This window comes from Amycolatopsis camponoti (assembly GCF_902497555.1).
In the GTDB taxonomy this organism is placed as follows: Bacteria; Actinomycetota; Actinomycetes; order Mycobacteriales; family Pseudonocardiaceae; genus Amycolatopsis; species Amycolatopsis camponoti.
The window spans coordinates 267,437-291,845 of the sequence record NZ_CABVGP010000004.1; the positions used below are offsets into that span (position 1 = coordinate 267,437).

A 24,409-nucleotide genomic window follows, 5' to 3' on the forward strand; every position below is an offset into this window, starting at 1 on the left:
TAGTTTCGGTGGGGTCCGAACGAGACGAGGAGCGAAGATGAAGATCGGTTTGCTGGCCCGGATCGAGGCCAAGCCCGAGTACGCCGACAAGGTCGAGGCGATGCTGCGCGACGCGGTCGAGCTCGCGAAGGCCGAACAGCACACCCTGGCGTGGTTCGCGTTCCGGCTGGACGCCACGACGTTCGGGGTGTTCGACACCTTCGCCGACGAGCAGGGCCGCCGCGCCCACCTCGAAGGCCGCATCGCGGCCGCGTTGACCGAAGCGGCGGCGACGATGCTCAGCGCGCCGCCGGAGATCCGCGAAACCGACCTGCTGGCGGTCAAGCTGCCGTGACGCCTCCCGCCTGGCGGCCCCGCGCCGGGGCCGCCAGGCCGGGCGGCGAGGAAGGAGCGCCGATGCCCACCACCGTCGTCAACCTCAAAGGTCACCGCGACGACCCGGACTACGCCGACGTCGTCTACGTCGGGCGGGCCATGCACCGGGGCGGCTGGCACCTCGCCGGGTCGAAGCTCGCCAGCCCGTTCAAGCCGGGGAAGGACGGCTCCCGCGAGGACGTCGTCACGAAGTACCGCGAGCACCTGCTTTCCCGGCCGGACCTGCTCGCGCTCTTGCCGGAGCTGCGGGGGAAGCGGCTCGGGTGCTGGTGCGTCCCCGAACTGTGCCACGCCCAGGTGATCGCCGAGCTCGCGGATCACGGGCGGTAACGAAACACACCCCCTCCGCGAGTAACCTGGCGACACGAGGGGGTGATCGACGGTGCCCGCGCGACGTCACGGCGGCTTCGATCAGGCTGAACTTCCGGCGGCTCACCGGATCAGATGGTGGCTCGCGGCGGTGACGGCCGGGCTCGTCGCGGCCGGCTTCGCCGTCGTGCCCTACCTGCCGTTCTTCCAGAGCTGGACCTTCGTCCGAGACCCGAAGGTCGCGAGCGTCATCACCTGGACCGTGCTGCAGACGTCCGTCGTGATCATCTCCGCGGTGCTGACGCTGTACTTCGTCGGCCGGGCCCGCCTGGAGGGCGCCGCCTACCGCGCCAACCAGATCGACATCCGTCTCTTCGCCGACGAGCGCCCGGACGGCAGCCACGACCGCGAGATCGACTCCGCCGTCGAGCTGACCGCCGCGTTCAAGCGGATCCTCAACGACTCCCGGCTCTACACGCCGACCCCGGTACCGGGCGCGGGGAGCTCCTACGACTTCATCCAGATCGTCGAGCACGCCGGCGACTCCGCGGACGGCTGGTGGAAGGCCGCGACCAAGCTGGTCCGGCTCGCCCAGCCGCCGGCGGCGTTCACCGTCACCGGCACGGTCCGGCTCGGCAACACGTCCGGCCGTTACCAGCTCATCCTGGAGCTGGTGCGCGTCCCGCGGTTCGCCGCCAGCCCGCTGGTGATCGAGGACGAGAGCTGGCCGCGCGTGCTGCACCGCGCGGCCAACGCCGTCGCCGCGCTCGTGATCCCGCGCAGCGCCTACGTCCGCACGAACATCCACTGGGCGGCCTGGCGGGGCGCGAAGATCCCGTACGAGCTGTTCGACGCCTACCAGCGCGCCAACCACTTCATCGTGCACCGCCGCTACGACGAAGCCCTCGCCGAGTACTACCGCGCGGTGAGCCTCGACCCGTCGAACGTCTACATCAGACTCGAGATCGCCGCCTTGCAGGAGCAGCTCGACCTGCACCTCGACGCGCTCGCCACGTACGACGACGTGATCACCGTCTGCAGCCGGGGCAACCCGAAGCTGGCGCGGTGGTGGATCGGCCCGGACTTCGCGCGCCAGCCCCGGCACGCGGGCCGCGGCCGTGCCGTCGCGCTGCTGATCGCCCGCTACCGGCACGCGCTCGTTCTCGGCCACGGCGACTCCGTGGCCGGCTCGTGGTGGGTGCGGCGGACGACGGCGGGCGTGCCCGGCGACGCCAGGGCGCTGCGCCGCGCCGAGCTGAGAGTGGCGCTGGAGCTGCGTTTCCGCCGTTACGTCGAGCTCGACGTGCGCGTGCGGCCCCACACGATCCCGCGCGAGGAGCGGCTCGAACTGCACCGCCGCGTGCTCAAGGTCCCGGCCGACGAACTGGTCGTACAAGACGCGACTCCGGCGCAGCTGGCCGAGTACAACCAGCGCGCCGCCGAGATGCGGTCGTACTTCTGCGCCCTGTCGCAGTACGAGATCGAACGGCTCGTCGCGGACTACCGCCGGTTCTGGCGGCGCTGGCGCGGCAGCTGGCAGCAGCTGACGAACCGCGCGCTCGACCTGTCCCTGGTCTGGACGGTGGTGCGGCGCGCGATGGCCGACGTCGAGCCGGAGACCGGCGCGGTCCCCGCGCCCGCGGTCGCGTACCCGGGCAGCCGCGTGCGGCTCGCCGACGTCTGCCCGGACCGCCACTGGCCGCCGGACCCGCGGGCGATCGACGAGACCGTCGAAGCCGCGGGCACCCGCAGGTCGTGGGAGGAGTGCTACAACGCGGCGAGCGTGTACGCCATCGCGATGCTCGAAGTCGGCCCGCGCGGGGAGCGTGACCTTCGCGATCGCGCGCGCAACCCGCGTCTCGTGGGCGAAGCACGCGACGAAGTGGCCCGCCGCGCGGTCCGCGAGCTGTACCACGCCGCGACGATCAGCCACAGCGGCCGGCTGCCGGAACGGCGGTCGTGGCTGATGGGGGAGGACCCCGACCTCGTCGCGCTGCGCGGCCACGAGCTGTTCCGCGTCTTCGAGATGGTCACGTTCTCCCCGGACCGCGCCGCGCCGCTGCGCCCGCAGCGCGCCAACGTCTGGGAGCAGGTCAGCTACGTCCGGCAGCTCGTCGGGGAGATCGCCGCGTGCCGCGCGCACTTCTGGCGCGCCCGGGCCCTCGACCCGCCCCCGGACGCCCGGACGCTGGACCGCTGGCGCGCGGCCGACCGCGACGCCTGGCGCAAGCTGTCCGAGCTGGCGACCGGCAAGCAGGACTGGTACACGCGCTACCAGGCGATCTGCGCGTTCCGCGCGTGGTCGGCGGACTCGGGCTACCCGGGGTCGATCACGGGATTCCCGCTGTACTGCGAGGAACGGCTGCACGCCCAGCTGCGTGGTGCCGCCGGCCGGCGCGTGAAGACGGGCCTGGACGCGAACATCGTGGTCCGCGAGTACGTCCGCCAGTGCGACCAGCGGCTCGACCAGCTGGCCGCCGACATCACCGACCTGGCGGAGCACGCCAGGGTCGACGACTTCGCGGGCTGCGCCGAGCTGTGGACGGCGCTGTCCTCGTGGTTCGACGACGACATCGCGGACGGCTCGTCCGCCGTCGAGCGGCGCGACCGGTTCCGGAAGCTCGCCCGGCCTTAGGACGGCCGCGTGTAGCGGTGCTTCACCCCGACGGGGAAGTACTCGGGATCGCCGGCCGGGCGCAGGACGACGTCCGGCAGCTGCCGCTCGGCCGGGACGTAGTGCGCGAACTCGCTGTTGAGCCTGCGGAGGTGGTCGCGGACCGACTCGGCGATCCGGTGGGCGTCGGCGGTCGCGCCCGGCGCGGTCTCGACCGTGATCCGCAGCCGCCGGTCGCGGTCGGCGTCCTCGACCGACTCGATGACGAACTTGCCGGTTACGGTGTCGCTGATGCCGGGCTGCTCCAGGCCGACGGTGACGTTTTCCGGGTAGACGTTCGCGCCGAAGAACGACACCGTGAACAACGAACGGCCGAACACGTACACGAACGGCAGCTCCGGCCCGGGCGGCGGCGTGAAACCGTGCCGGGCGCAGAAGTCCAGCAGCTGGGCGTGCGGCAGGAGCCCGCCGTCGTCGGCGATGTGGTAGCGGATCAGCGGGATGCCGCCGTCGCCGCTGAAGACGAGCGTGCCCTCGTGTTCTTCGAAGAAGCGGCTGGCCGGGTCGTACTGCACGAGCGTCGGGAGGCGCGCGTCGCCGAAGACCTCGCGGGCGAGGTCCGGGTGGTCGGCGAAGAACCGCCGGATGCCCGCCGACCGCGGGGTTTCGGTGCCGAGGACACCCGCGTCGGCCGTGCCGTACAGCGACGCGATGTGCCGGATCGGGTCGGTGACCCCGGCGCGCCGCGCCACCAGCTCGCGCCACTGCTCGCTGAAGACTTCGCCCGCCAGCACGAGCTTGATCGCGTACGCGGCCCAGTCGACGCCTTCGGCCAGACCGGTGTCGACGACGTCCTTGACGAACGGCGGGTAGCCCAGCAGCACCACCTGTTCGAAGTGCGGCGCGAGCTCGGGGAGCACCCGCAGGATCTCCGCCTTGTTGTTGCCCGGGGCCACGACGGTGATCGGGCAGCCCTTGGCCGCGAGGTGACGCACGCAAGCCGTGGTGAACAGGCCGCCGACCCAGGTGCCGAGCGGGAAGCAGACGACGGCGAGCGTGCTGCGCCGGTCGGCCTCGAAGGCGTCCACCAGCACGGTTTCGAACCGGCGCGCGACGTGCAGCTCGTCCTCGAGCGCGCGCGGCCAGATCGTCGGCCGGCCACTGGAGCCGGACGAGACGGCGATCATGTCGTTGCCGGCGAACGTCCCGCCGCGGCACAGCTCGGGCAGCGGGTATTTCCGGTGGTAGCCGGCCTTGTCGAGCAGCGGGAGCGTCCGGAAGTCCGCCGGGGTCCGGATGTCCTCGGGCGCGATGCCGTGGTCGTGGAGGAATTTCCGGTACGCGGGCACGGTCTCGGCGGTGCGGCGGAAGAGGTCGAGGACGTGGTCCGCTTCCGGTGGCTCGGGCGGGCCGAAGAAGGTGTCGAACGCCTGCCGCACGCGGGTCTGCCGACCGAGGTCCATGATCGGAGCATAGCCGCGGGCGCGTGTCATGATTGAGCCCGTGAGCACCTCCGCGGAGCAGCAGCCCGCCGGCCCGCCGTTGACCCTCTACCTGGTCAAACGGCTGGAGCTGGTGATCAGGGCGCTGCTCGACGACGCGCTGCGGCCGCTCGGTCTCACGACGCTGCAGTACACCGCGCTGACGGTGCTCGAAGCCAGTGGCGCGCTGTCGTCGGCCCAGCTGGCGCGGCGCTCGTTCCTGCGTCCGCAGACGATGCACGAGATGGTGCTGGCGCTGGAGAAGCGCGGGCTGATCGCGCGGACCCCCAAGCCGGACAACCGGCGCGTCCTGCTGGCCGGCCTGACCGAAACCGGGCACCGCCTGCTGGCCGACTGCACACCGGCGGTGGCGGAGGTGGAGGACGCGCTGCTCGCGGACCTGAGCCCGGGTCAGCGCGCGACGTTCCGCGAGGGGCTCCAGCACGGGGTGTCGGCGTTGGGTGCGTTGTCGTCCCAGCGACGTTCCCAGGAGCCCTGATTCAGCGACCGGGCCAGGGGGTTCCGCCACCTGGCGGCGTACTCAGGAGTGGTGACACAAAAGAACTAGGCCGGTCGAGTGGTAGCGACAGCCGGCGCGTAGCGCGGGTGTGGGGACGGGCGTTGGAGGGTAGGTCATAGACCTGCTTCTCGCACTCTGGAGGTTCGCCGACCGTGGCCAGGCCAAGCGACAAGGGCGTCGTGACAACCGCCGCCCGGCGCTTGCTGCTGCTGGCCGGAGCGGTGGCGGGTCTTTGGCTGCTGTCGTGGTGGGCATCGGGGGACGCCCAGGCCGCGACGCGCGAGGTGAACCCGATCGACCAGGTGGTGGCGGGGGTCCTCGGAGGGCCGTCGCCGGGCGTCGCGGCCGGTGCGGGGCCGGAGGGGGCTCCTGCGGTGGCGCGGGTTGTGGGTGCTCCGGTGGTTGAGCCGGTGTCGCAGGTTGTGCGGGCGGCTGCCCCGGCACTCGAGCCGGTATCGCAAGTCGCGGGTGCTTCTGGGCCTGTTGTTGGGTCCGTGGTGCGGGCGGCTGCCCCGGTAGTTGAGCCGGTCTCGCGGGTAGTGCGTGGTGTCGGACCTGTTGTTGGGCCCGTGGTGCGGGCCGCTGCTCCGGTGCTCGAGCCGGTCTCGCAGGTAGTGCGCGCTGTCGGGCCGGTCGTTGAACCCGTCATGCAGGCCGCCGCTCCGGTGCTCGAACCAGTCTCGCGAGCCGTGCGGGCAACTGCTCCGATACTCGAGCCGGTATCGCAAGTAGTCCGCGCCGCCGCACCCGTCGTCAAGCCGGTCTCGCAGCTCCTTCAGCCCATCGCTCCGGTTGCCGAGCCGGTCGTGCGTTCCGTCGAACCTGTTCTCGCACCGATCTTCCACGCCACCACATCCGTGGTCGACCCCGTCGTCGGCCCCGTGACGGAGCCCGTCGGCGATGCCCTGGCCCCCGGGGTCCAGCCGACCGTCCCGCCGGCGTCCGGCACGGCCGACCCTTCCACTCCGAACCCCGCCGAACCGGCGGTCCGGCCGGCCCGCCAAGCGAAAACCCTGCCCCCGCAACAGGAAACCTCCGCCGACGTACCTGAAGCCGCCCGGCTGACCGTGACGGCCCGGACCGGCACCCGGCCCGTCCCGGCCGCCGAGACCGCCGGGCCCGCCGCGGCAAAGCTCCGGCACCACAAACACCCCACACTCCACGCCACCCCCTCACCACCGCCGGCCCACGCCCCGGGGAACGTTCCGGCACCCCGGTCGCCGGCCCCCGAAGATGCTGCTTGCGGGACCGCCCCCACCGTCCCGCCGGCCTTCCTGACCCCCGGCCACGGCCCTCGCGCCACTCACGCGTTCACGCCGTCGCACGGGGTCTTCGTCCCGCTCTGGCGGGCCTGCGAACCGGGTACCGGCCCCGGCTGAGCCCGCCCCGCACCTTCTCCCGTCGCGTTCGCGGCGCGATCAGCGCTGCCCGCGACCACCGGAAGCAAGCACCATCCACACGTGAATAGGGGCGAAATGGAAGCGACTGTGTTCGATCTCGGAAAGCTGCGAAGAGACGCGGTGGTCACCATCCGGCTGGAGGCGATGGCGAACGTCAGGCTCCTGACGGAAGTCAACCTCCAGGCCTACCGGCGCCGGCAGTACTACCGGATGCACGGCGGGGTGGCCACCGCACCGATGTTCAAGATCCACATCCCGGCCAACGCGCACTGGTTCCTGGTGCTGGACGTCGAGGGGCTGGAGAACCTGCCCCTGCGCCCGCGGGTGAGCGTCGAGCCGGAGCCGGCTGTCATGGCTCGTGGACGCACCGGCCCCCGGTGAACGTCATCGCGACCTTCGCGGCCCCGGCTTCCGAGCCGGGGCCCGCGAAGGGGTCGCGGTCGAGCACCACGAGGTCGGCGCGGTGGCCGGGCCGGATCGCGCCCGTGTCGTCGAGGTGGTTGACGTAGGCCGAGCCCGCCGTGTACGCGGTGATCGCCGCAGCGAGGTCGATCCGCTGCCCGGGTAGGAACGCGGGCACGTCTTCGCCGTACGGGATCCGGTTCACCGCCACGTGGATGCCCTGCAGCGGGTCGGGGCTGCTCACCGGCCAGTCGCTCCCGGCGGCCAGCGTGGCCCCGGACCGCAGCAGGGCACCGAACGGGTACTGCCACGACGCCCGTTCGGCACCGAGGAAGGGGATGGTCAGCTCGTCCATTTGCGGTTCGTGCACGGCCCACAGCGGCTGGATCGTCGCGGTCGCGCCGAGCCGGCCGAACCGCGGGACGTCGTCGGGGTGCACCACCTGCAGGTGCGCGAGGTGGTGCCGGTGATCCGTCGCGCCGTTGGCGGCGCGCGCGGCCTCGACGGCGTCGAGCGCGTCCCGCACCGCGCGGTCGCCGAGGGCGTGGAAGTGCACCTGGAAGCCGTGCGCGTCGAGGAGCGTGACGTACTCGCGCAGCGCCACGGGGTCGACGAAGCTCAGTCCACTGTGGCCGGTGCGCAGATACGGGCCGAGCAGGGACGCGGTGTGGTTCTCGGCGACGCCGTCCAGCATGATCTTGACGGTGCTCGCGCGGAAACCGCTGGCGCGCAACGACTCCCGTCGCTCCAGGAGGTCCGGGAGCTGGTCGGCGCCGCGGGTGCGGTCCCACCAGAGCGCGCCCGTGACCCGCGCGGTCAGCAGGCCGCGTTCCGACGCGGTGGCGTACGCGCGCGACGGGTCGGGCATGCCGCCGTACTCGCCGAGCAGCGCGTCCTGCCAGGCGGTGACGCCGAGCGAGTGCAGCAGCCGCTGCGCCCGCAGCAGCCCGGCGAGCTGCTCCGTCTCGGTGACCGGCGGCAGCAGCCGCGTGACGAGGTCCATCGCGCCTTCCTGCAGGACGCCGGTGGCACCGTCGGCATCGCGCTCGATGCGGCCGTCGGGCGGGTCGGGCGTGTCCGCGGTGATTCCGGCGCGGGCGAGCGCGGCGCTGTTCAGCCAGGCGCCGTGGTGGTCGCGGTTGACCAGGACGACCGGTCTTTCCGGCACGACGGCGTCGAGCAGCCGGCGGTGGGGGAGACCGCCCGCGAAGATGTCGAGCGACCAGCCGCTGCCGGTGAGCCAGGCGAGCCGCGGGTTCGCCCTGGCGTACGCGGCGACGGCGTCGAGGCAGCTCACGATGGTGCTTGCGCCGGTGAGGTCGCAGCGGCCGAGTTCGACACCGCCGCCGACGGCGTGCACGTGCGCGTCCTGGAAGCCGGGCAGCAGCAGGCGGCCGCGCAGGTCGACGACGTCGGTGCGCGGGCCGATCAGCGGCCCCGGATCATCGCCGACGGCGACGATCCGATCGCCGCGGACGGCCGCGAACCCGGCCCGTCCGCCGGGGGTGAGCACGGGGCCGCGGGTGAAGACGAGGTCGGCGTGCATGACACCGATCTTCCCGCATCGGCGGGCCCGAGTCGGCTGGTGCGCGGACGTTTCGGGCTGTCGTGAATGAGTCTCGGCATCGGTAACGACGCATTCAGGACATCGCGGGCCGGCGACCCGGCCGGTGCGGCGCCGGAATCCGCACCGGACCTGCGTCTCCGGTGGTCCGCAAAAGATTCACACACCGACCAACGGCGGATTTACAACGTTGTACCAACGATGTAAAAGTTATCCCCGCACCGGCTCGTACGCCGTGGAAGGGGCCACCGATGTCCTCCCGAGAACGCGCTCACCTGACCCGCCGGGACCTGCTCCGGCTCGCCGGGGGCTCGGCCGCCGCCGTCGCCGCGGCGCTCTGGCTGCCCGGCGCGGTCGCCGCCGCGGGTACCTTCAGCCCGATCCGGCCGCCCGCCACCCCGCTGATCGTCCGTTCGCCGTACCTGTCCACCTGGCAGGCCGCCGACAACCTCCCCGGCACCTGGTCGAGCTTCTGGACCGGGCACGTCACCGCGCTGTGCGGCCTCGCCCGCGTCGACGGAACCGCCTACGTCTTCGCCGGCTCGCCCGGGCTGCCGTCCGGGCCCGCTCTCACCCCGATGACGCAGGTCAGCCTGCAGGTCACCGGCACCCGCTCGACCTACGTCCTCACCGGCGGCGGCGTGAACCTGACCGTCACGTTCTTCTCGCCCGTCGACCCGGCCAACCTGCAGCGCCAGTGCGTGCCCTTCGGCTACGTGACCATCCAGGCCGCCAGCGCCGACGGCCGCGCGCACGCCGTCGACCTGCACTTCGACACCTCCGCCGAGTGGGTGCACGGCAACACCGCGACCCCGGTCACCTGGACCCAGCAGCAGTCGGGCGGCTACACGCTCCTCAGCTGCACCCCGGCGAGCCCCGGTGTGCTGCAGGAGAACGGCGACCAGGCGAGCTGGGGCTCGCTCGTGGTCGCGGCCCCGACGTCCGGCGTCAGCTGGCAGATCGGGCAGGACACCGTCGTGCGCGCCGCGTCGGCCGGTCAGGGTGCCCTGCCGAACACCAGCGACACCGCGCAGCCGCGCGCGATCAACGACCGCTGGCCGGTGCTGGCCTTCAACAAGAACCTCGGCACGATCCCGGCCGGTGGCTCGTCGGCGCCGTTCACGCTCTCGATCGGCCACGTCCGCACGCCCGCCGTCCGCTACCTCGGCACCGAGCTGCGCCCCTGGTGGACGCACTACTGGGGCAGCTGGCAGGACATGGCGGTCTGGTTCGGCAACGATTACGCGAGCGCGCTGTCCGCCGCGACCGCGATCGACCAGCGGCTGCGCGACGACGCCGTCGCCGCGGCCGGCGGCGGGACCACCGGCGAGCACTACGCCGGGATCTGCGCGCTGGCCCTGCGCCAGGCTTTCGGCGCCACCGAGCTCGTCGACCGCGGCGGCGCGCCCTGGGGCTTCCTCAAGGAGATCTCCTCCAACGGCAATATGTCCACAGTGGACGTCACCTACCCGGCGTTCCCCGCCTACCTCTACCTTTCCCCGGCCTACCTGCGGCTGATCCTGGAGCCGCTGCTCGACTACGCCGAGCGCGGCGGCTGGCCGATGCAGTTCGCCGAGCACGACCTCGGCACCCACTACCCGGACGCGACCGGCCACAACGACGGCAACGAGGAGAGCATGCCGGTCGAGGAGTCGGCCAACATGCTGATCATGGCCGCCGCCCTCGTGCAGCGGCTCCCGTCGGCGGAGGCGAACGCCTTCGCGACCACCCACTACCGGATCCTGCGGCAGTGGGCCGAGTACCTGGTCGGGAACACCCTCGACCCCGGCTTCCAGAACCAGACCGACGACTTCACCGGGTTCATCGCGCACAGCGCCAACCTCGCGCTCAAGGGCATCATCGGCGTCGGCGCGATGGGCGCCATCGCGGCGGCCGTCGGCAACACCGCCGACGCCCAGCGCTACCGGTCGACCTCCCGCGGCTACGTCAGCCAGTGGGTGACCCTCGCCCAGGACTCGTCGAACCAGCACCTCAAGCTCGCCTACGACCAGCCGGGCACGTGGAGCCTGAAGTACAACGGCTTCGCCGACCGCGTGCTCGGCCTCGACCTGGTCCCGCTGGGCGTCGCCGCGCAGGAGGCCGCCTGGTATCAGGGCCGCGCCGGCGCCCACGGCGTCCTGCTCGACCCGCGCAACAACTACACGAAGGCCGACTGGGAGCTGTGGACCGCGGCCTGGCTCACCGACCAGCCGAACATCCGGAACACCCTGGTCGAAGGCGTGTACAGCTACGCGACCACGACACCGCAGCGGGTGCCGTTCAGCGACTGGTACGTCGTCGCCGACGCCACCCAGCGCGGCTTCCAGGCCCGCCCGGTCGCCGGGGGCTACCTGGCCCTGCTGACGCGCCCGGCGGCGTCGGCAACGGTGTGGCGCAAGCTCCAGAACCAGCGCTCGGGCAAGGTACTGGCCGTGTCGAACATGTCGCTGGCCGACACCGCCGAGGTCACGCAGTGGGCGGACAACGGCACCGCCGACCACCTCTGGGCCGTGGTCGACAACGGCGACGGCACCGTCCGGATCGTCAACCGCAACAGCGGCAAGATCCTGGCGGTCCACGACCAGAGCCTCGACGACGGCGCCCACGTGCAGCAGTTCCAGGACAACGGCACGCCCGACCACAACTGGCGGATCGTCGACGCCGGCGGTGGCTGGTCGAAGCTCGTCAACGTCCGCAGCGGCAAGGTCATGGCGGTCGACCAGCAGTCCACCGCCGACGGCGCGCAGGTGACCCAGTGGGTCGACAACGGGTCACCGGACCACCTGTGGCGGTTCGTCTGACTCCGTTTGCGACACTGGCGACGTGCGTGCCGACTCGCTTCGCCGGTTCCTCGACGAGCGGAACCCCCCGACCCCGTGCCTGGTCGTCGACACCGATGTCGTCGCCGACCGGGCGCGTGAGGTCCGTTCGGCGTTCCCCGGTGCGCTGATCCGGTACGCGGTCAAGGCCAACCCGGCGCCGCCGGTGCTCGACGCGCTGGTGGCGGCCGGGATCGGCTTCGACGTCGCCGGGCCCGCCGAGCTCGCCCTGTGCCTCGAGCGCGGCGCGGCCCCGGCCGACCTCGCCTACGGCAACCCGATCAAGAAGCCCCGGGACATCGCCTTCGCCTTCGAACGCGGCGTCCGGGAGTTCACGTCCGACGCGCCTGCCGACGTCGACCACCTGGGCCGGTACGCGCCGGGCTCGGCGGTGTCGATCCGCGTCGTGCTCGACGCGCCGGACTCGGTGACGCCCTTCGGCCGGAAGTTCGGCTGCGAGCCCGCCGAGGCCCTGGACCTGGTGCTGCGCGCGGCGGCGCTCGGGCTGCGGCCCGGCATCGCCTTCCACGTCGGGTCGCAGCAGCCGGACGTCGCCGCGTGGGAGATCGGGATCGCCACGGCGGCGAAGCTCTTCGCCGAGGCCGAGGCGCAGGGGGTCGCGATGACGCGGCTCAACCTGGGCGGCGGCTTCGCGACCACGCACCGCGCGGCGGTTCCTTCGCTGGCCGCGTACGCGACGACGATCGCCTCGGCCCTCGACACGTACTTCCCCGAGGACCGGCCCGAGCTGATGCTGGAGCCCGGCCGGGTGCTCGTCGCGGACGCGGGCCTGCTGCGGACCGAGGTGGTGCTGGTCGCGCGGCGCGGCGAGCGCCGGTGGGTCTACCTCGACATCGGCCGCTACAACGGCCTCGCCGAAGCCGAGAACGAGGCGATCGCCTACCGGTTCGAGCCGGTCGGCCCGCTCGGCGGCCCCACCGGGCCGGTGGTGCTGGCCGGGCCGACCTGCGACGGCGACGACGTCCTCTACCAGCGGACGCCGTACGAGCTGCCCCTTGCCCTGCGCAGCGGCGACCGCCTTGACGTCCCGGGTACCGGGGCCTACACCGCGAGCTACGCGTCGGTCGGGTTCAACGGCATCGAGCCGCTGCGCACCCGGTGCGTCGGGCGGTGGGGTGATGTCTGAGGTCGGCCGGTTCGCCGGGCGCCACGTGCTGGCCGAGCTGCACGGCATCGACCCGGGCCTGCTCGACGACGCCCCGCGGCTCGGGGAGCTGCTGCGGGCAGCCGTGACGGAGGCGGGCGCGACGGTCGTCGACGTCGTGGCGAAGCGGTTCGCGCCGCAGGGCGCCACGGTGATCGCGCTGCTCGCCGAGTCGCACGCGTCCGTCCACACGTATCCCGAGCACGGGTCGCTGTTCGCCGACGTGTTCACCTGCGGCGAGCGCGCCGACCCCGAGTACGCGGTGCGGTTGCTGGCGAAGTCGCTGGACGCCGCTTCGGTCCACCTGTCCGTCCTGCACCGGGGAGAACGCTGATGCCCACGATCCACGAACCGGTCGGCGCCGGCCTCACCCGCGTCTGGCAGGTCGACGACGTCGTGTTCAGCGCGCGCACGCCGTTCCAGGAAGTGCTGATCGGGAAGACCGCACAGGGGACTTCGCTGTTCTGCGACGGCGAACGCCAGAGCACCGAAGCGAGCCAGCTCGTCTACCACGAGGCGTTGATGGTGCCCGCGCTGCTGCTGGCCGAGCAGGTCCGGCGGGTCCTGATCATCGGGTCGAGCGAGGGAGTCGCCTCCGAACTGGCGGTGGCCGCGGGCGCCACCCACGTCGACCACGTCGACATCGACGAGCAGGCGGTGCGGGCCTGCGCGGAGCACCTGCCCTACGGCTACACGACCGCGGACCTCGCGCGCGAGGGCGGGCCGATCCGCGTGTCCTTCGAGGACGGCTGGGCGTTCCTGGCCGCGGCCGAAGCGCGGGGCGACACCTACGACGTCGTCGTGATCGACCTGCCGGACGAGAACACCGACCCGGACGCGCAGCACAACCGCTTGTACGGCACGGACTTCCTCGGCCGGTGCGCCCGGCTCCTGGCCCCCGGCGGCGTGGTGACCTGTCAGGCGGGCTGTCCGACGCTGTGGCGCAACGAGACGCTGCTCGCGTCGTGGCGGCGGTTCCGCGAGGTGTTCCCGACGGTGCTGTACTTCGGCTCCGACGAGCACGAGTGGGCCTTCCTCTCCGGACGTGCGGACCGCGTCGACGAGCCGGGTGCGCTGGTGGCCCGGCGGTTCGCGGAGCGGGGGAGTCAGGCTTCGACCCTCGACGCCGACGCCCTGCTCGCCGGCGCGACCCCGCCGTACTCGCTCCGCCGCGATACTGGTCTGGACCAGCACTGACCGTCGATTCTTCGATATGCACAACCGCGGCCGGGTGAAATAGCGGGAAATGGATTTCCCGTACTCCGGGTTGTCGTGTTACTCCGTTCAGTGGCCGTCGAAAAGGTTGCGATCGCGCTACGATCCGTTCCGCGCGCGATCATCGTGATCAAAAGGCACCGTGGCCCATTTGGAGGAGCGTCATGCTCAGTATGTCGGTCGTAGCCGGAATGATTCTGTCCGCCCTCGCCGCACCCGTCGATTCGGGGGCGGCATCGGCTCCGACCGAAAAGATCACGCTCGACATCAAGACCATCAACGGGTCCGGCTGCCCGGCCGGCACCGCCACGGCGTCGGCCGACGTCGCGTCCGACAACACGTCGTTCACGGTGCACTACACGAACTTCACCGCCAAGGCCGGCGGTGGCGCGTCCGCGCTCGACGCCCGGAAGAACTGCCAGATCAACGTGCTCGTCCATGTGCCCCAAGGGTTCACGTACGCGATCGCCGAAGCCGAGTACCGCGGCTACGCGCACATCGAGAGCGGAGCGAGCGCGCTCGAACAGGCCAACTACTACTTCGCCGGGACGTCACCCACCGCGCGGGTCCGGCACACGTTCCCGGGCCCGTTCCACGGCGTGTGGCGGGCGAGCGACGTCACCGACGTCGCGGCGCTGGTGTTCGCCCCGTGCGGCGAGGACCGCAACCTGAACATCAATGCGGAACTGCGAGCGGACGCGGGCACCTCCTCCGGAACGAGTTACATCGAAATGGATTCCGAGCACGCGAGTGTCGACACGATTTACCACTTCGCGTGGAAGAACTGCTGAATTCGGCGGAATTTCCCGGATGGCCCGCTCACCGGAACCCCGGTGAGCGGGCCCATTCGGGTCAGACGTGCGTGACCAGAAGTGTCACACCGGCTTCGCCGCCGCAGTCGACGAAGACCGGGCCGACGCCGTTGCCGATGTGCTGCGACACGGTCGCCTCGGCGACGAAGTGGTCCGGTCCGGCGTCGATGATCCGGATGTTCTCCAGTGCCGGGTGCTCCGGGAAGCCGCCGAGCACGGACTTCAGCCCGGTGCCGCCCCCGCAGCTGCCCGTGATGGTCACTTCCTGGCCGCGCCGGGTCGTCGGGTTCGGGCTCACCTGCACGGTGGCCCTGGCCCCCTTCGGCGGCGGCTGATCGTTCGCGGTCATGGTGGTCTCCTCCCCGGATCCGGGATTTGCCGGATCTGCTTCGTCAGTCGCCGCGGGGCGGGCCCGAGGTTCTCGACGAGCAGAAGTGAGACGTGGATCACACGCGAGGCGAGCCCGGTGCTTGACCCAGGGTGGGGAAGCGTCAGCCAACGGCTTCCGGGCGATCCGGCTCCGCGGCGGGCACCAGGGTGCATCGTCGCTCGAACCGCTCCATCAGGACGGTGGCGATCAGGAGGGCGACTGGGGTGCTCACCGCGATCCACATGACAGAACACCTACCCAGGCGCGCGAGAACTCAACCACGCGATGCGGCAACCGGGTGATCACGACGCGGATTCCGTTGGCGGGCGGGCGAAGTCGCGCGATTCCCGCCGTCACTCTTCCGTGGACAGCCGGGTGATCACGTCCAGCAGTCCCGCTCGGAACGCATCGTCTTCGCCCAGTACGCCGAGCAACGCCGGCTCGGCCCGCACCGCCCGTTCGTGCGCCGACCGCCCTTTCGTGGTCAACCGGGTCAGGTGACGTCGCGCGTCGGCCGGGTCCGGCGTCCGGGTGACGAACCCCGCCTTGGCCAGCCGGTCGAGCGTGCGGCTCATCGTCTGGTCGGTCACCTGGCACCGCTGGGCCAGCGTCCGCTGGGGGAGTGGCCCGTCGCGCAACGTGTGCAGCGCGATCAGTCCCGCGTGGGTGAGCCCCATGCCGTCGAGCACGGCCGCCCAGCGGTGTTCCACCAGGCGCGCGGCCACCGCCAGCAGCCGGCCGGTCGGCCAGGTGCTCAGGTCGGGTTCGGGGGTTGTGCTCACCGTCACTCCGGGTCGTCGTGCAGAATGTTCAGCTTGCTGAACAATTGGGCGTGTTCGCCCTCGAAAGGACCTTAGCGACCATGAACGAGAAGCCGCGCCGGCTCCGCTGGCTGATCCCCGCCCTCCTGGTGATCGCCTGGCTGGGGCTGGGCGGGTTCGGCGGGCCGTTCGCCGGGAAGCTCAGCGAAGTCGCGAAGAACGACAACGCCGCCTTCCTGCCGCGCTCGGCCGAAGCCACCGCAGTCTCCGACGAGCAGAAGGCCTTCACGCCGCGCCAGGTGCTGCCCGCGACCGTCGTCGCCGAGCGCACCACCGGCCTGACCGCCGAGGACCGCCGGTTCCTCGACGCCAAGGCCCACGAGCTGGGCGGCATCCCCGGCGTCGTCGGTCCGCTCGGCAAACCCGAGAACGCGCCGCGCGACGACCAGGCGGTACAGCTGGCCGTCCCGATCCTCGCCGACGGCAACCCCGCCGACGTCGTCAAGGAGGTCCGCGCGCACCTCGAAGGCGCCCCGGCCGGGCTCACCGTGCTGGTCACCGGGCCGGCCGGGCAGATCGCCGACCTGGTGAAGGCGTTCGGCGGCATCGACGGCATCCTGCTGCTCGTCGCCGGCGGGGTCGTCGCGCTCATCCTCATCGTGGTCTACCGCAGCCCGCTGCTGCCGTTCCTGGTGCTGCTCTCGGCGGTGTTCGCGCTCGGGCTCGCCAGCCTCGTCGTCTACCTGCTGGCGAAGAACGACGTCCTCGCGCTCAACGGCCAGAGCCAGGGCATCCTCTCGATCCTCGTCTTCGGCGCGGCGACCGACTACGCGTTGCTGACCGTCGCGCGGTTCCGGGAACAGCTGCGGGACACGCCGAGCCGGTTCGACGCGCTGAAACTCGCCTGGCGCGCGACGCTCGAACCGATCGCCGCCTCGGCCGGTACCGTCATCCTCGGCGTGCTGTGCCTGCTGTTCAGCGACCTGAACTCCAACAAGGGCCTGGGTCCCGTCGCCGCGATCGGCATCGGCGCCGCGCTGCTGGCGTCCACCACGTTCCTGCCCGCCGTACTGGCCCTCTGCGGCCGCGGTGCGTTCTGGCCGTTCAAGCCGGCGCTCGGCTCGCCGCACCCGGAGACCTCGGGGATCTGGGGTCGCGTGGCCGGTCTGGTCGGCCGGCGCCCGCGCGCGGTCTGGGTGGTGACGGCGCTCGTCCTCGGCGTCGGCGTCGCGTTCCTGCCGCAGCTCAAGGCGTCCGGCACCGCGCAGTCCGACGTCTTCCTCACCCAGGTCGAGTCCGGGACCGGGCAGGACGTCCTCGGCCGGCACTTCCCGGGCGGGCTCGGCGCACCCGCGATCACGGTCGCCGACGCCGGTGCGCTGCCCGCCGTGCTCAAAGCGTCCACAATGGACGGAATCGCGCAGTCGTTCCCGCTGCCGGGACCGGACGGCAAGCCGAAGGTCGTGCACGGCCGCGTGCAGATCCTGTCCGTGCTGAACGATCCGGCGGACTCCGAAACGGCGGTCGCGACCGTCGGCAAGCTGCGCGACGCCGTGCACGCGATCCCGGGCGCGGACGCGAAGGTCGGTGGCCCGACGGCGATCCAGCTCGACACGCAGAAGACCTCGGAGCACGACCGCGCGCTGATCATCCCGATCGTGCTGCTGGTCATCTTCCTCGTGCTGGCCCTGCTGCTGCGCGCGCTGCTCGCACCGCTGCTGCTGATCGCGACGGTGGTGCTCTCGTTCGCGGCGACGATGGGCGTGTCGGCCGTGGTGTTCAACCACATCCTGGACTTCCCGGGCGCGGACCCGGTCGTGCCGCTGTTCGGGTTCGTCTTCCTGGTGGCGCTGGGGATCGACTACAACATCTTCCTGATGACGCGGGTCCGCGAGGAGGCGCTGACCCGCGGCACCCGCGACGGCACGCTGCGCGGGCTGTCGCTGACCGGCGGCGTGATCACCTCGGCCGGCGTGGTGCTCGCCGCGACGTTCTCCGCGCTCGCGGTGATCCCGATCCTGTTCCTCGCCCAGATCGCGTTCATCGTCGCGTTCGGCGTCCTGCTGGACACGTTCCTGGTGCGGTCGCTGCTGGTGCCCGCGCTGACCGTCGACGTCGGGCGCCGGATCTGGTGGCCGTCGAAGCTGGCGAAAGCTACGAAATCGCCTGCTTGAAGTCCGGGCACTCGACCAGCGGCACGTGGTCGCAGGTCGCCGCGTGGCGGAGGCTGTCGCGCATGCGGGTGAGGCGGTCGATGGCGTCGTCGAGCTCGGCCGCCTTGACCGCCATCCGCTCGCGCAGCGCGTCGTCGCTCGGCGTGGCCACGAGGAACCGGGCGATCTCCGCGATCGTGAACCCGGCGCCACGCGCGCAGGCCACGAGATCGAGGCGGCTCAGGACGTCCGGGTGGTACGTGCGGCGCAGGCCGTTGCGCCCGGCCGGTTCGACGAGCCCGCGCTTCTCGTAGAACCGAAGCGCCGATGGCGCCAGGCCGGACTTCTCGGCGACTTCGGCGATGTCGAGCAGGGTCATGGCGCCTCCTTGACTTGAAGCGTAGTTCAAGTCGGACGATGACGGCCATGATGATCCACCACCTCAACTGCGGGTCCGTGCGGCAGATCGAAGCCCCCGGACTGCCGGCCGCGCACGCGGTCAACCACTGCCTGCTCGCCGAGACCGAGCACGACGGCCTCGTGCTCGTCGAGACCGGCCTCGGCCTCGACGACGTCCGCGACCCCGAAGCCACCTTGGGTGGCGACTGGGTCACCATGGCGCAGCCGCTGCTCGCCGAAGCCGAGACGGCCGTCCGGCAGGTCGCGCGGCTCGGGTTCGCGCCCGAAGACGTCCGGCACGTCGTCGTCACCCACCTCGACGTCGACCACTGCGGCGGCCTGCCCGACTTCCCGGCCGCGCGGGTCCACGTCCTCGCGGCGGAGCTGGACGCGGCGCTGGCCGAGGCCCCGAGCTTCCGGTACCGGCCGGCGCACTGGGCGCACGGGCCGAAGTGGGAGACCTACGAGCCGCCCGCCGGCGACGACTGGTTCGGCTTCGCTTCGGTGCCGCTGACGGGCGTCGCGGCGGACATCCGGCTCGTCCCGCTCGGCGGGCACACGGCGGGCCACGCGGGGGTCGCGGTGCACGACGGCACGCGCTGGCTGCTGCACTGCGGGGACGCGTACTACTACCACCGCGAGCTGACGGCCGACCCGGAGCCGCACCCGGTGCTGGACGTCGTCCAGACCCGTTCGGAGGCCACCACGACCTGCGCCTGGGCACGCAGGCGCGGCTGCGCGAGCTGGCGAGGCGGCACGGCGGCGAGGTGACGCTCTTCAGCGCCCACGACCCGTGGGAGCTGGACCGGCTAGGAGTCGCGGCGGGCGCGTGAGTCGGCGGCCTCGCCGGTCAGGTACTCCGTCGTGCCGGTGAGGGACAGCAGTCGCTCGAGCGACGGCGGCCGGTTGTCCAGGTGCAGCCGGGAACCCGCGCCGGTGACCGCTCGGTGGATCAGCAGCAGGGTCGACAGGCCGGAGGAGTCGCAGAAGGCGATCTCACCGCAGTCGAGCCGCACGTCACGGACGGCCGGGTGATCGGCCAGCCGGTCGGTCACCAGCTGCAGCAGCGCCCCGGCCGTGGCGAACTCGAGCTCGCCGACGATCGCGACGCGGGCCGTCGCTTCGTCCGGTGCGGTCCACGTGCACGTCAAGCCACTGATCAAGCCGTCCGCTCCGATCCGGCGCCCGGCTCCGCCAAGTGCGTGCGCGCGGTGCCGAGCAGTTCGGTGGCACGCGGGAAGTCGCGCAGCTCCGCCTCGAGCAGGTCGAGGGCCGGCACCAGCGACGCCGCCGGGACGCCTCGCGCGGTGAGGATCCCGGCGGTCCAGGTCAGGAACCCGGTGAACAGCTCGCCATCGCCGACGTACAGCGCGGTCGCCAGGAACTCGACGATGTGCGCGAGGTCCTCCGCCGTGTGCTGGCGCTGCAGGTCGGTGTAGGACCGCATGGCCGGGATGCGCTCTTCGAGCCCGGTCAGCACCGACTTGACGAGCCGGCCGGAGCTGCGCGTGACCAGCGTGTACTCCTGGTCGGCAAGGTGCGGGAGGTCGTCGAGCGGCTGGTGTCCGGTGTACGGCCGGGGCAGCGGCTCGGCCAGCCGGTCGGCCGCCGACCGCGCGTCCGGGGCCCAGGCTTCGGCGCCGAGCAGCCGGGCGTACCGGCCGTCGGGACCGAAAGCGGCGCCGCCGGCGATCACCGGTGTCGCCGCTGCCTGGCACGCGGTGATCGTGGCGTGCGCCGTCGGTAGCCGGGTGGCGATCGACCCGGACAGCGCGACCGCGTCCGGACCGGTGCGGTGCAGGTGGGCGACCAGGTGCGGGGCGGGCACCTGCGCGCCCAGGTAGTCGACCCGGAAGCCGCGCAGCCGCAGCACCTCGGCCAGCAGCCGGGCGGGCATCGCGTGCCACTCGCCGTCGACGCAGGCGACGGTGACGCGGCCGAGGTGCGGCTCCGGCCGCTTGAGCACGTAACCGAAGGTCGCGATGACGCGGTCGTTGATCGCGGTCGCCGCGTGCTCCTGCGCGACCGTGAGGCGGTTGGCCGCCCACTCCTGCCCGACCCGGCGCTGGACCGCGCCGATCACGTCGAGCAGCAGCGTCTCCGGGTCGGCGCCGTCGTCGAGCGCCTTGACCACGACGTCGCCCGCGGCGTACTCGTCGCCGGTCGTGACGGCGTCCCAGAGCCGCTCGGCGCGCTCGGCCACCCCGGGGGCGCGGGTGGGGGTGCTCATGCGGTGTACCTCCCGCGGCCGTGGCCGCCGACCGCGGCCAGGTGCTGCCCCCGCGGGGCGGTGATCGCCAGCACGGCCGTGTCGTCGTGCGCACCGCGGCCGATCCACTGCGACGCGAGCATGTGGATCCGCTCGACCACGGCGTCGGCCGGCATGTTCGCGCATTCGGTGAGCGACCGCCGGAGCCGCTCTTCGCCGAACATCTCGTCGCCGAGCGGGCCGCCCCGGGCCTCGATGATCCCGTCGGTGTAGAGCAGGCACGTCTCGCCCGGGTCGAGCGTGACGTCCGCGCTGGTCGACCGGATCTCCGGCAGCACGCCGATCAGGCTGCCGCGGGTGTCGGCTTCCTCGACGCGGCCGTCGGCCCGGACGATCAGCGGCGGCGGATGGCCGGCGGAGGTGACCCGCAGCCGGACGGTCGCGCCCTCGCGGCGCGCCGAGGCCAGCACGAGCGTGACGAAGCGGGCGTCACGCCGGTCGGCGAGCGTGCGGTTCAGCAGGCTCAGCAGGCCGTGGTGGTCGCCGGCCATCGGGAGCAGCGCGCGCAGCGTGGTGCGGATCTTGCCGGTCAGCACGGCCGCCTCGAGGCCCTTGCCGCAGACGTCGCCGAGCACGGCCAGCGACTCGTCACCCTCGCCGGGGGACGCCGGGTGCACGTCGTAGAAGTCGCCGCCGATCCGCTCGCCGTCGCGGGCCGGACGGTAGCGGCCGGCGAACTCGACGCCGCCGAGCTGCTCGAGGGTCGGGGGGAGCAGCTCGCGCATCAGCGTGTCGGTGATCGACGCCTGCAGCGCGAACACGCGCGCCGCCGACATCGCCGCGCCGGCCCGCGCCGCGAACAGCCGCGCGAAGAGCTCTTCCTGGTCGGTGAAAGAGGCGCGATCGCCGCGGCGGAGCAGCACCAGGGCGCCGGCGGGGACGCCGTGACCGGGCAGGGGAGTGACGACGATCGAACCGACCGGGCCGAACCCCGCCGGCAGCACCCAGCCGGGTGCCGCGTCCGGGTCGAGCCAGCGCGAAGGCACCGGCGGGAAGCCCTGCAGCGCCTCGCCGAGCCCGGGCAGCTCGTCCGGGTTGATCTCCAGCCGGGACCGCGCCGGCTCCTCGCCGCGCACGCAGGAGACGGCGGGGTAGTTCCCGCTCGTGGTGGGCGCCAGGACCAGGGCGGCGTCGGCGAGGTGCTGCGCGGCGAGCCGGGCGGCGACCTCCATGCAGCGCTCCAGGTTGAGCGAGCCCAGCAGCGCGGCCGAGGCGTCGCTGAGGAACGCGGTCCGCTCCTGCTCCCGGGCCAGGGCGTCCTGGGCGGCGCGGGCGTCGGTTTCGTCGACCAGCCACCACGTCACGGCCTCGCCGTGCGGGATCGGGTGGGCCGCGAAGGCCCGCTCGCCGACCTCGCCGCGGACGACTTCGCCGTCGCGGGCGTCGTGCGCGCGGACCAGCCAGTCCGCCACCGTGCCGGTGAGGGCGCGGCCGGGCGCGGCCGCGGGGAAGAGCGTGCGGGCGGCTTCGTTGAGCGCGAGGACGACGCCACCGGAGTCGGCGCAGATCGCGGCCGTGGGCGCGGCGGACCAGCCCCGGTCGCCGGTGCCGGCGGTCCTGCGCGCGGTGCGCACCGGGTCAGCCACGGGCGCCCGCGGGGTCGTCGGTGGCCAGCTCGGCCCACAGCGTCTTGCCGCTGGGCCGGCGCAGCTGGCCCCAGGCCGCCGCGCAGCGTTCCACCAGCAGGAGCCCGCGCCCGCCCTGGTCGGACGGCGCGCGGCGGCGGGCCGGATCGCCCCCGCCGTCGTCGACCTCGATCCGCAGCTTCGCGGCGCCGGTCAGCAGGCGCACGTGGTAGGGCGCGCGGCCGTGGCGCAGCGCGTTGGACGTCAGCTCGTCCACCACCATGACGGCGGTGCCGACGACACTCGCGGGGAGTCCCCGCAGGACCGTGCGGACCCAGTGGCGGACTTTCGCCAGCTCGGTGAGCTCGGCGGTGATGCCGAGCTCGTGCCGGATCGCTCGCAGGTTCACGTCCGCTTCCTCCGTACCGGGCTCCGGGGAGAAGCCCTCCCCGTCCTGATGCCCGGATCCGGGCCCGCCCACACGGGTATCCGAGGCCGTCATGCTTCTCCGTCCCAGGACGCGAGCGTCTCGGCGAGGCTCGGGCGCACCGGCATGACGTCGCCGAGGCACAGGAGCTCGATCGGCCGCAGGACGGCGGGCACGGTCGTCACGACGGCCAGCTTGCCGCCCGCCTCGCGCAGCCTGCCGGCCAGCCGCAGCAGGACCTGCAGGCAGCTGGAGTCGCAGTATTCGGCCTCGTCCATGTCCAGCACGACGCGACGGGCGCCGGGATCGGCCGGGAACACCTCGTCGAGCTTCGGTGAGACCGCGAAGTCGAACTCGCCGCGCAGGGTGTAGATGTCCAGGTCGCCGTCTTCGCGGACGTCCACGGACCAGCCGTCACCGCGGAACCGATGCCGGGGCCGCAGTGCGTCGGTGGTCATGCAAGCTCCAGAAATGGGGATCGGGGACGCGGGCTGGCGGCTCAACCTGCTCCGGTCGCAATCTACCAGCGCTCCCGATCGTGGGCAGCGTGTCCCGTCACAGTCCTTTGAGGACCTTCTCGGGGCGGGCCGGTTCGGCCGCCGGTTCCGGTGCCGGGGCGCCCGGGGGCACGATGGCGACGTTGACCGTCCGGGTCAGCCGTTCGTAGGGCGCGCGGTGCTCGCCGTCGAGCAGCACCGCCAGGGGCGTCCAGACGCCCACGACGAAGACCGACGCGGCCAGCGCGAGGGGCAGGAGCAGCTGCTCGGGGTGGTCGCCGAGGTCCCAGTGGTCCAGGTCCAGCAGCATCCACGTGAGCCACAGCGGCGAAAGCAGGACGCCGTTGCGCACCAGCAGCGCGATCGGCCCGGCGCGGCGGCGGCCCCGGCGCGCCACGCGCAGCAGCATCGCCCGCTTCCCCGGCGTCGAGCCGGTCACCGCGGGCAGCACCACGAACCAGACGAGGGCGAGGATCACGACCGGCGTGTCGCGGTGCTCGAGGTCCTCGCCGAACAGCGTCAGCAGGCCGAACAGGAAACCGAGCAGCGCGGCGAACCCGAGCAGGTCGGTGGCCAGCGCGAACAGCCGCCGGGTGAACGTGACCTTCTCGGCGTAGCGGCGCCGGTCGTGCTCGGGCTCCGGCGAGGGCAGCAGCCGGCCGAGCGGGCCGGCCAGCAGCCAGCCGACGACGACACCGGCGGTGTTGAGGATCAGGTCGTCGACGCTGAACAGCCGGTACGGGCACGGGTAGACGAACCACAGGCCGGTCAGCTGCGTCAGCTCGAAGAACAGCGACACGCCGAAGCCGACCATCGCCGCGGGCACGAGCCGCATGCGCTGCGCATAGCGGACGTAGAACCCGAGCGGCGCCAGCATCACGACGTTGAGCGCGGTGGTCCAGACCGCCGGGTTGTGCAGCAGCGCGCCGGGGCTCCAGTGCCCGCGGGCGCGCTGCGAAACCACCTCGACGAAGTAGAAAGGCCGCAACTGCGGAGAACTCGCGTACGTGTGACCCGCGCAGTACGCGGGGTCGGCGGGCAGCGGCAGCACCGTCTGCGTGGCGATCGCCAGCAGGTAGAAGAGGAACGCGTAGAAGACGAACGTCGGCCATCCGCCGGCGCGGCCCCGCCGGCGGTAGCTGACGAAGGCGGCCGGGAGCATCACGGCCAGCACGAGGAACGGGAAGAGGATGAGGGCTGTCCGGACGGGGACGAGGTAGGTGGCGACCACGGAGCCGGTGGTACCCAGCCGAGCGGGTGGCGAAGCGTGCTTCCCCCGGACGGCTGGGCGC

24 protein-coding genes are annotated in these 24,409 nt (G+C 72.4%); 12 read left to right on the forward strand and 12 right to left on the reverse strand.

All coding sequences use genetic code 11. The features are described 5' to 3' along the window. Positions 1-37 precede the first annotated feature (37 nt). The 3 genes from AA23TX_RS48220 (at position 38) to AA23TX_RS48230 (ending at position 3,319) form a co-directional block, all read left to right on the forward strand. Positions 38-334, forward strand: a complete 297-nt coding sequence (locus AA23TX_RS48220) for a putative quinol monooxygenase (RefSeq protein ID WP_155549748.1) — start codon at positions 38-40, stop codon at positions 332-334. Between the two features lie 62 nt (positions 335-396). Next, a complete protein-coding gene (locus AA23TX_RS48225) occupies positions 397-705 on the forward strand; it encodes a DUF4326 domain-containing protein (protein WP_155549749.1) in 309 nt (102 codons plus the stop codon). Between the two features lie 130 nt (positions 706-835). Next, positions 836-3,319 carry a tetratricopeptide repeat protein gene (locus AA23TX_RS48230; RefSeq protein ID WP_230863133.1) on the forward strand — a complete coding sequence of 828 codons (2,484 nt, stop codon included), beginning with the start codon at positions 836-838 and terminating at the stop codon, positions 3,317-3,319. Here AA23TX_RS48230 and AA23TX_RS48235 read toward each other — a convergent pair. After that, positions 3,316-4,761: a phenylacetate--CoA ligase family protein gene (locus tag AA23TX_RS48235; RefSeq protein WP_230863134.1), complete on the reverse strand. Its 1,446-nt coding sequence runs from the start codon at positions 4,759-4,761 to the stop codon at positions 3,316-3,318. The two genes, AA23TX_RS48230 and AA23TX_RS48235, sit on opposite strands and share 4 nt — an antisense overlap. A gap of 28 nt (positions 4,762-4,789) precedes the next feature. Here AA23TX_RS48235 and AA23TX_RS48240 point away from each other — a divergent pair, with 28 nt between their 5' ends. Both AA23TX_RS48240 and AA23TX_RS48245 read left to right on the forward strand, forming a co-directional pair. Further along, on the forward strand, positions 4,790-5,278 hold the full coding sequence (locus tag AA23TX_RS48240; protein ID WP_155549752.1) for a MarR family winged helix-turn-helix transcriptional regulator: 489 nt from the start codon (positions 4,790-4,792) through the stop codon (positions 5,276-5,278). Positions 5,279-6,786: 1,508 nt separating this feature from the next. Beyond that, on the forward strand, positions 6,787-7,080 hold the full coding sequence (locus tag AA23TX_RS48245; RefSeq protein WP_230863135.1) for a DUF1883 domain-containing protein: 294 nt from the start codon (positions 6,787-6,789) through the stop codon (positions 7,078-7,080). Here the strand turns inward: AA23TX_RS48245 and AA23TX_RS48250 are convergent. After that, complete coding sequence (locus AA23TX_RS48250) at positions 7,049-8,647, reverse strand: amidohydrolase (RefSeq protein WP_155549754.1); 1,599 nt, start codon at positions 8,645-8,647, stop codon at positions 7,049-7,051. The genes AA23TX_RS48245 and AA23TX_RS48250 overlap by 32 nt on opposite strands. A 269-nt stretch (positions 8,648-8,916) precedes the next feature. Here AA23TX_RS48250 and AA23TX_RS48255 point away from each other — a divergent pair, with 269 nt between their 5' ends. The 5 genes from AA23TX_RS48255 to AA23TX_RS48275 all read left to right on the forward strand — a co-directional run bounded on the left by AA23TX_RS48255 (position 8,917) and on the right by AA23TX_RS48275 (position 14,655). Further along, the gene (locus AA23TX_RS48255; protein WP_155549755.1) at positions 8,917-11,466 is read left to right on the forward strand and encodes a glutaminase domain-containing protein; all 2,550 of its coding nucleotides are present in this window, start codon (positions 8,917-8,919) and stop codon (positions 11,464-11,466) included. 22 nt (positions 11,467-11,488) lie between these two features. Continuing rightward, positions 11,489-12,631, forward strand: a complete 1,143-nt coding sequence (locus tag AA23TX_RS48260) for a type III PLP-dependent enzyme (protein WP_155549756.1) — start codon at positions 11,489-11,491, stop codon at positions 12,629-12,631. Continuing rightward, positions 12,624-12,983, forward strand: coding sequence for an adenosylmethionine decarboxylase (speD, locus tag AA23TX_RS48265; RefSeq protein ID WP_155549757.1), 360 nt, complete (start codon positions 12,624-12,626; stop codon positions 12,981-12,983). Before AA23TX_RS48260 ends, speD begins: the two co-directional genes overlap by 8 nt. After that, positions 12,983-13,846 carry a spermidine synthase gene (locus tag AA23TX_RS48270; RefSeq protein ID WP_155549758.1) on the forward strand — a complete coding sequence of 288 codons (864 nt, stop codon included), beginning with the start codon at positions 12,983-12,985 and terminating at the stop codon, positions 13,844-13,846. Before speD ends, AA23TX_RS48270 begins: the two co-directional genes overlap by 1 nt. A 182-nt stretch (positions 13,847-14,028) precedes the next feature. Further along, a complete protein-coding gene (locus tag AA23TX_RS48275; RefSeq protein ID WP_155549759.1) occupies positions 14,029-14,655 on the forward strand; it encodes a DUF4360 domain-containing protein in 627 nt (208 codons plus the stop codon). A 61-nt stretch (positions 14,656-14,716) separates the two neighbouring features. On the opposite strand, the gene AA23TX_RS48280 is transcribed toward AA23TX_RS48275, so the two are convergent. The 3 genes from AA23TX_RS48280 to AA23TX_RS48285 all read right to left on the reverse strand — a co-directional run bounded on the left by AA23TX_RS48280 (position 14,717) and on the right by AA23TX_RS48285 (position 15,834). Then, positions 14,717-15,025, reverse strand: coding sequence for a hypothetical protein (locus AA23TX_RS48280; RefSeq protein WP_230863137.1), 309 nt, complete (start codon positions 15,023-15,025; stop codon positions 14,717-14,719). A gap of 142 nt (positions 15,026-15,167) precedes the next feature. Beyond that, positions 15,168-15,290 carry a hypothetical protein gene (locus AA23TX_RS50895; protein WP_277875501.1) on the reverse strand — a complete coding sequence of 41 codons (123 nt, stop codon included), beginning with the start codon at positions 15,288-15,290 and terminating at the stop codon, positions 15,168-15,170. A 109-nt stretch (positions 15,291-15,399) separates the two neighbouring features. After that, a complete protein-coding gene (locus tag AA23TX_RS48285) occupies positions 15,400-15,834 on the reverse strand; it encodes a MarR family winged helix-turn-helix transcriptional regulator (RefSeq protein WP_196425958.1) in 435 nt (144 codons plus the stop codon). Between the two features lie 74 nt (positions 15,835-15,908). Between AA23TX_RS48285 and AA23TX_RS48290 the strand changes: the two genes are divergently transcribed. Further along, a complete protein-coding gene (locus AA23TX_RS48290) occupies positions 15,909-17,981 on the forward strand; it encodes an MMPL family transporter (RefSeq protein ID WP_155549761.1) in 2,073 nt (690 codons plus the stop codon). On the opposite strand, the gene AA23TX_RS48295 is transcribed toward AA23TX_RS48290, so the two are convergent. Further along, complete coding sequence (locus AA23TX_RS48295; RefSeq protein WP_155549762.1) at positions 17,962-18,339, reverse strand: MerR family transcriptional regulator; 378 nt, start codon at positions 18,337-18,339, stop codon at positions 17,962-17,964. The genes AA23TX_RS48290 and AA23TX_RS48295 overlap by 20 nt on opposite strands. Positions 18,340-18,377: 38 nt before the next feature. On the opposite strand from AA23TX_RS48295, the gene AA23TX_RS48300 reads away from it, so the two are divergent. Then, positions 18,378-19,130: an MBL fold metallo-hydrolase gene (locus AA23TX_RS48300; protein WP_230863138.1), complete on the forward strand. Its 753-nt coding sequence runs from the start codon at positions 18,378-18,380 to the stop codon at positions 19,128-19,130. A 38-nt stretch (positions 19,131-19,168) separates the two neighbouring features. Here AA23TX_RS48300 and AA23TX_RS48305 read toward each other — a convergent pair whose 3' ends face one another. The 6 genes from AA23TX_RS48305 to AA23TX_RS48330 form a co-directional block, all read right to left on the reverse strand. Further along, a complete protein-coding gene (locus AA23TX_RS48305; RefSeq protein ID WP_155549763.1) occupies positions 19,169-19,522 on the reverse strand; it encodes an STAS domain-containing protein in 354 nt (117 codons plus the stop codon). Continuing rightward, on the reverse strand, positions 19,519-20,589 hold the full coding sequence (locus AA23TX_RS48310) for a cobalamin B12-binding domain-containing protein (RefSeq protein ID WP_155549764.1): 1,071 nt from the start codon (positions 20,587-20,589) through the stop codon (positions 19,519-19,521). Before AA23TX_RS48310 ends, AA23TX_RS48305 begins: the two co-directional genes overlap by 4 nt. Beyond that, positions 20,586-22,214, reverse strand: coding sequence for a PP2C family protein-serine/threonine phosphatase (locus AA23TX_RS48315; protein ID WP_230863139.1), 1,629 nt, complete (start codon positions 22,212-22,214; stop codon positions 20,586-20,588). The genes AA23TX_RS48310 and AA23TX_RS48315 overlap by 4 nt, the downstream gene beginning before the upstream one ends. Further along, positions 22,207-22,602, reverse strand: coding sequence for an ATP-binding protein (locus AA23TX_RS48320; RefSeq protein WP_155549766.1), 396 nt, complete (start codon positions 22,600-22,602; stop codon positions 22,207-22,209). Before AA23TX_RS48320 ends, AA23TX_RS48315 begins: the two co-directional genes overlap by 8 nt. Before the next feature lie 89 nt (positions 22,603-22,691). Further along, complete coding sequence (locus tag AA23TX_RS48325) at positions 22,692-23,078, reverse strand: STAS domain-containing protein (protein WP_155549767.1); 387 nt, start codon at positions 23,076-23,078, stop codon at positions 22,692-22,694. A 97-nt stretch (positions 23,079-23,175) separates the two neighbouring features. Continuing rightward, positions 23,176-24,348 carry a VanZ family protein gene (locus AA23TX_RS48330; protein WP_155549768.1) on the reverse strand — a complete coding sequence of 391 codons (1,173 nt, stop codon included), beginning with the start codon at positions 24,346-24,348 and terminating at the stop codon, positions 23,176-23,178. Positions 24,349-24,409 lie beyond the last annotated feature (61 nt).

Coding starts and splice junctions, on each gene's coding strand:
- AA23TX_RS48270 (WP_155549758.1), top strand. CDS start 12,983: ATGCCCACGATCCACGAACCGGTCGGCGCCGGCCTCACCCGCGTCTGG.
- AA23TX_RS48255 (WP_155549755.1), top strand. CDS start 8,917: ATGTCCTCCCGAGAACGCGCTCACCTGACCCGCCGGGACCTGCTCCGG.
- AA23TX_RS48220 (WP_155549748.1), top strand. CDS start 38: ATGAAGATCGGTTTGCTGGCCCGGATCGAGGCCAAGCCCGAGTACGCC.
- AA23TX_RS48275 (WP_155549759.1), top strand. CDS start 14,029: ATGCTCAGTATGTCGGTCGTAGCCGGAATGATTCTGTCCGCCCTCGCC.
- AA23TX_RS48240 (WP_155549752.1), top strand. CDS start 4,790: ATGATTGAGCCCGTGAGCACCTCCGCGGAGCAGCAGCCCGCCGGCCCG.
- AA23TX_RS48300 (WP_230863138.1), top strand. CDS start 18,378: ATGACGGCCATGATGATCCACCACCTCAACTGCGGGTCCGTGCGGCAG.
- AA23TX_RS48235 (WP_230863134.1), bottom strand. CDS start 4,761: ATGGACCTCGGTCGGCAGACCCGCGTGCGGCAGGCGTTCGACACCTTC.
- AA23TX_RS50895 (WP_277875501.1), bottom strand. CDS start 15,290: ATGTGGATCGCGGTGAGCACCCCAGTCGCCCTCCTGATCGCCACCGTC.
- AA23TX_RS48295 (WP_155549762.1), bottom strand. CDS start 18,339: ATGACCCTGCTCGACATCGCCGAAGTCGCCGAGAAGTCCGGCCTGGCG.
- AA23TX_RS48310 (WP_155549764.1), bottom strand. CDS start 20,589: ATGAGCACCCCCACCCGCGCCCCCGGGGTGGCCGAGCGCGCCGAGCGG.
- AA23TX_RS48290 (WP_155549761.1), top strand. CDS start 15,909: ATGAACGAGAAGCCGCGCCGGCTCCGCTGGCTGATCCCCGCCCTCCTG.
- speD (WP_155549757.1), top strand. CDS start 12,624: ATGTCTGAGGTCGGCCGGTTCGCCGGGCGCCACGTGCTGGCCGAGCTG.
- AA23TX_RS48225 (WP_155549749.1), top strand. CDS start 397: ATGCCCACCACCGTCGTCAACCTCAAAGGTCACCGCGACGACCCGGAC.
- AA23TX_RS48325 (WP_155549767.1), bottom strand. CDS start 23,078: ATGACCACCGACGCACTGCGGCCCCGGCATCGGTTCCGCGGTGACGGC.
- AA23TX_RS48250 (WP_155549754.1), bottom strand. CDS start 8,647: ATGCACGCCGACCTCGTCTTCACCCGCGGCCCCGTGCTCACCCCCGGC.
- AA23TX_RS48280 (WP_230863137.1), bottom strand. CDS start 15,025: ATGACCGCGAACGATCAGCCGCCGCCGAAGGGGGCCAGGGCCACCGTG.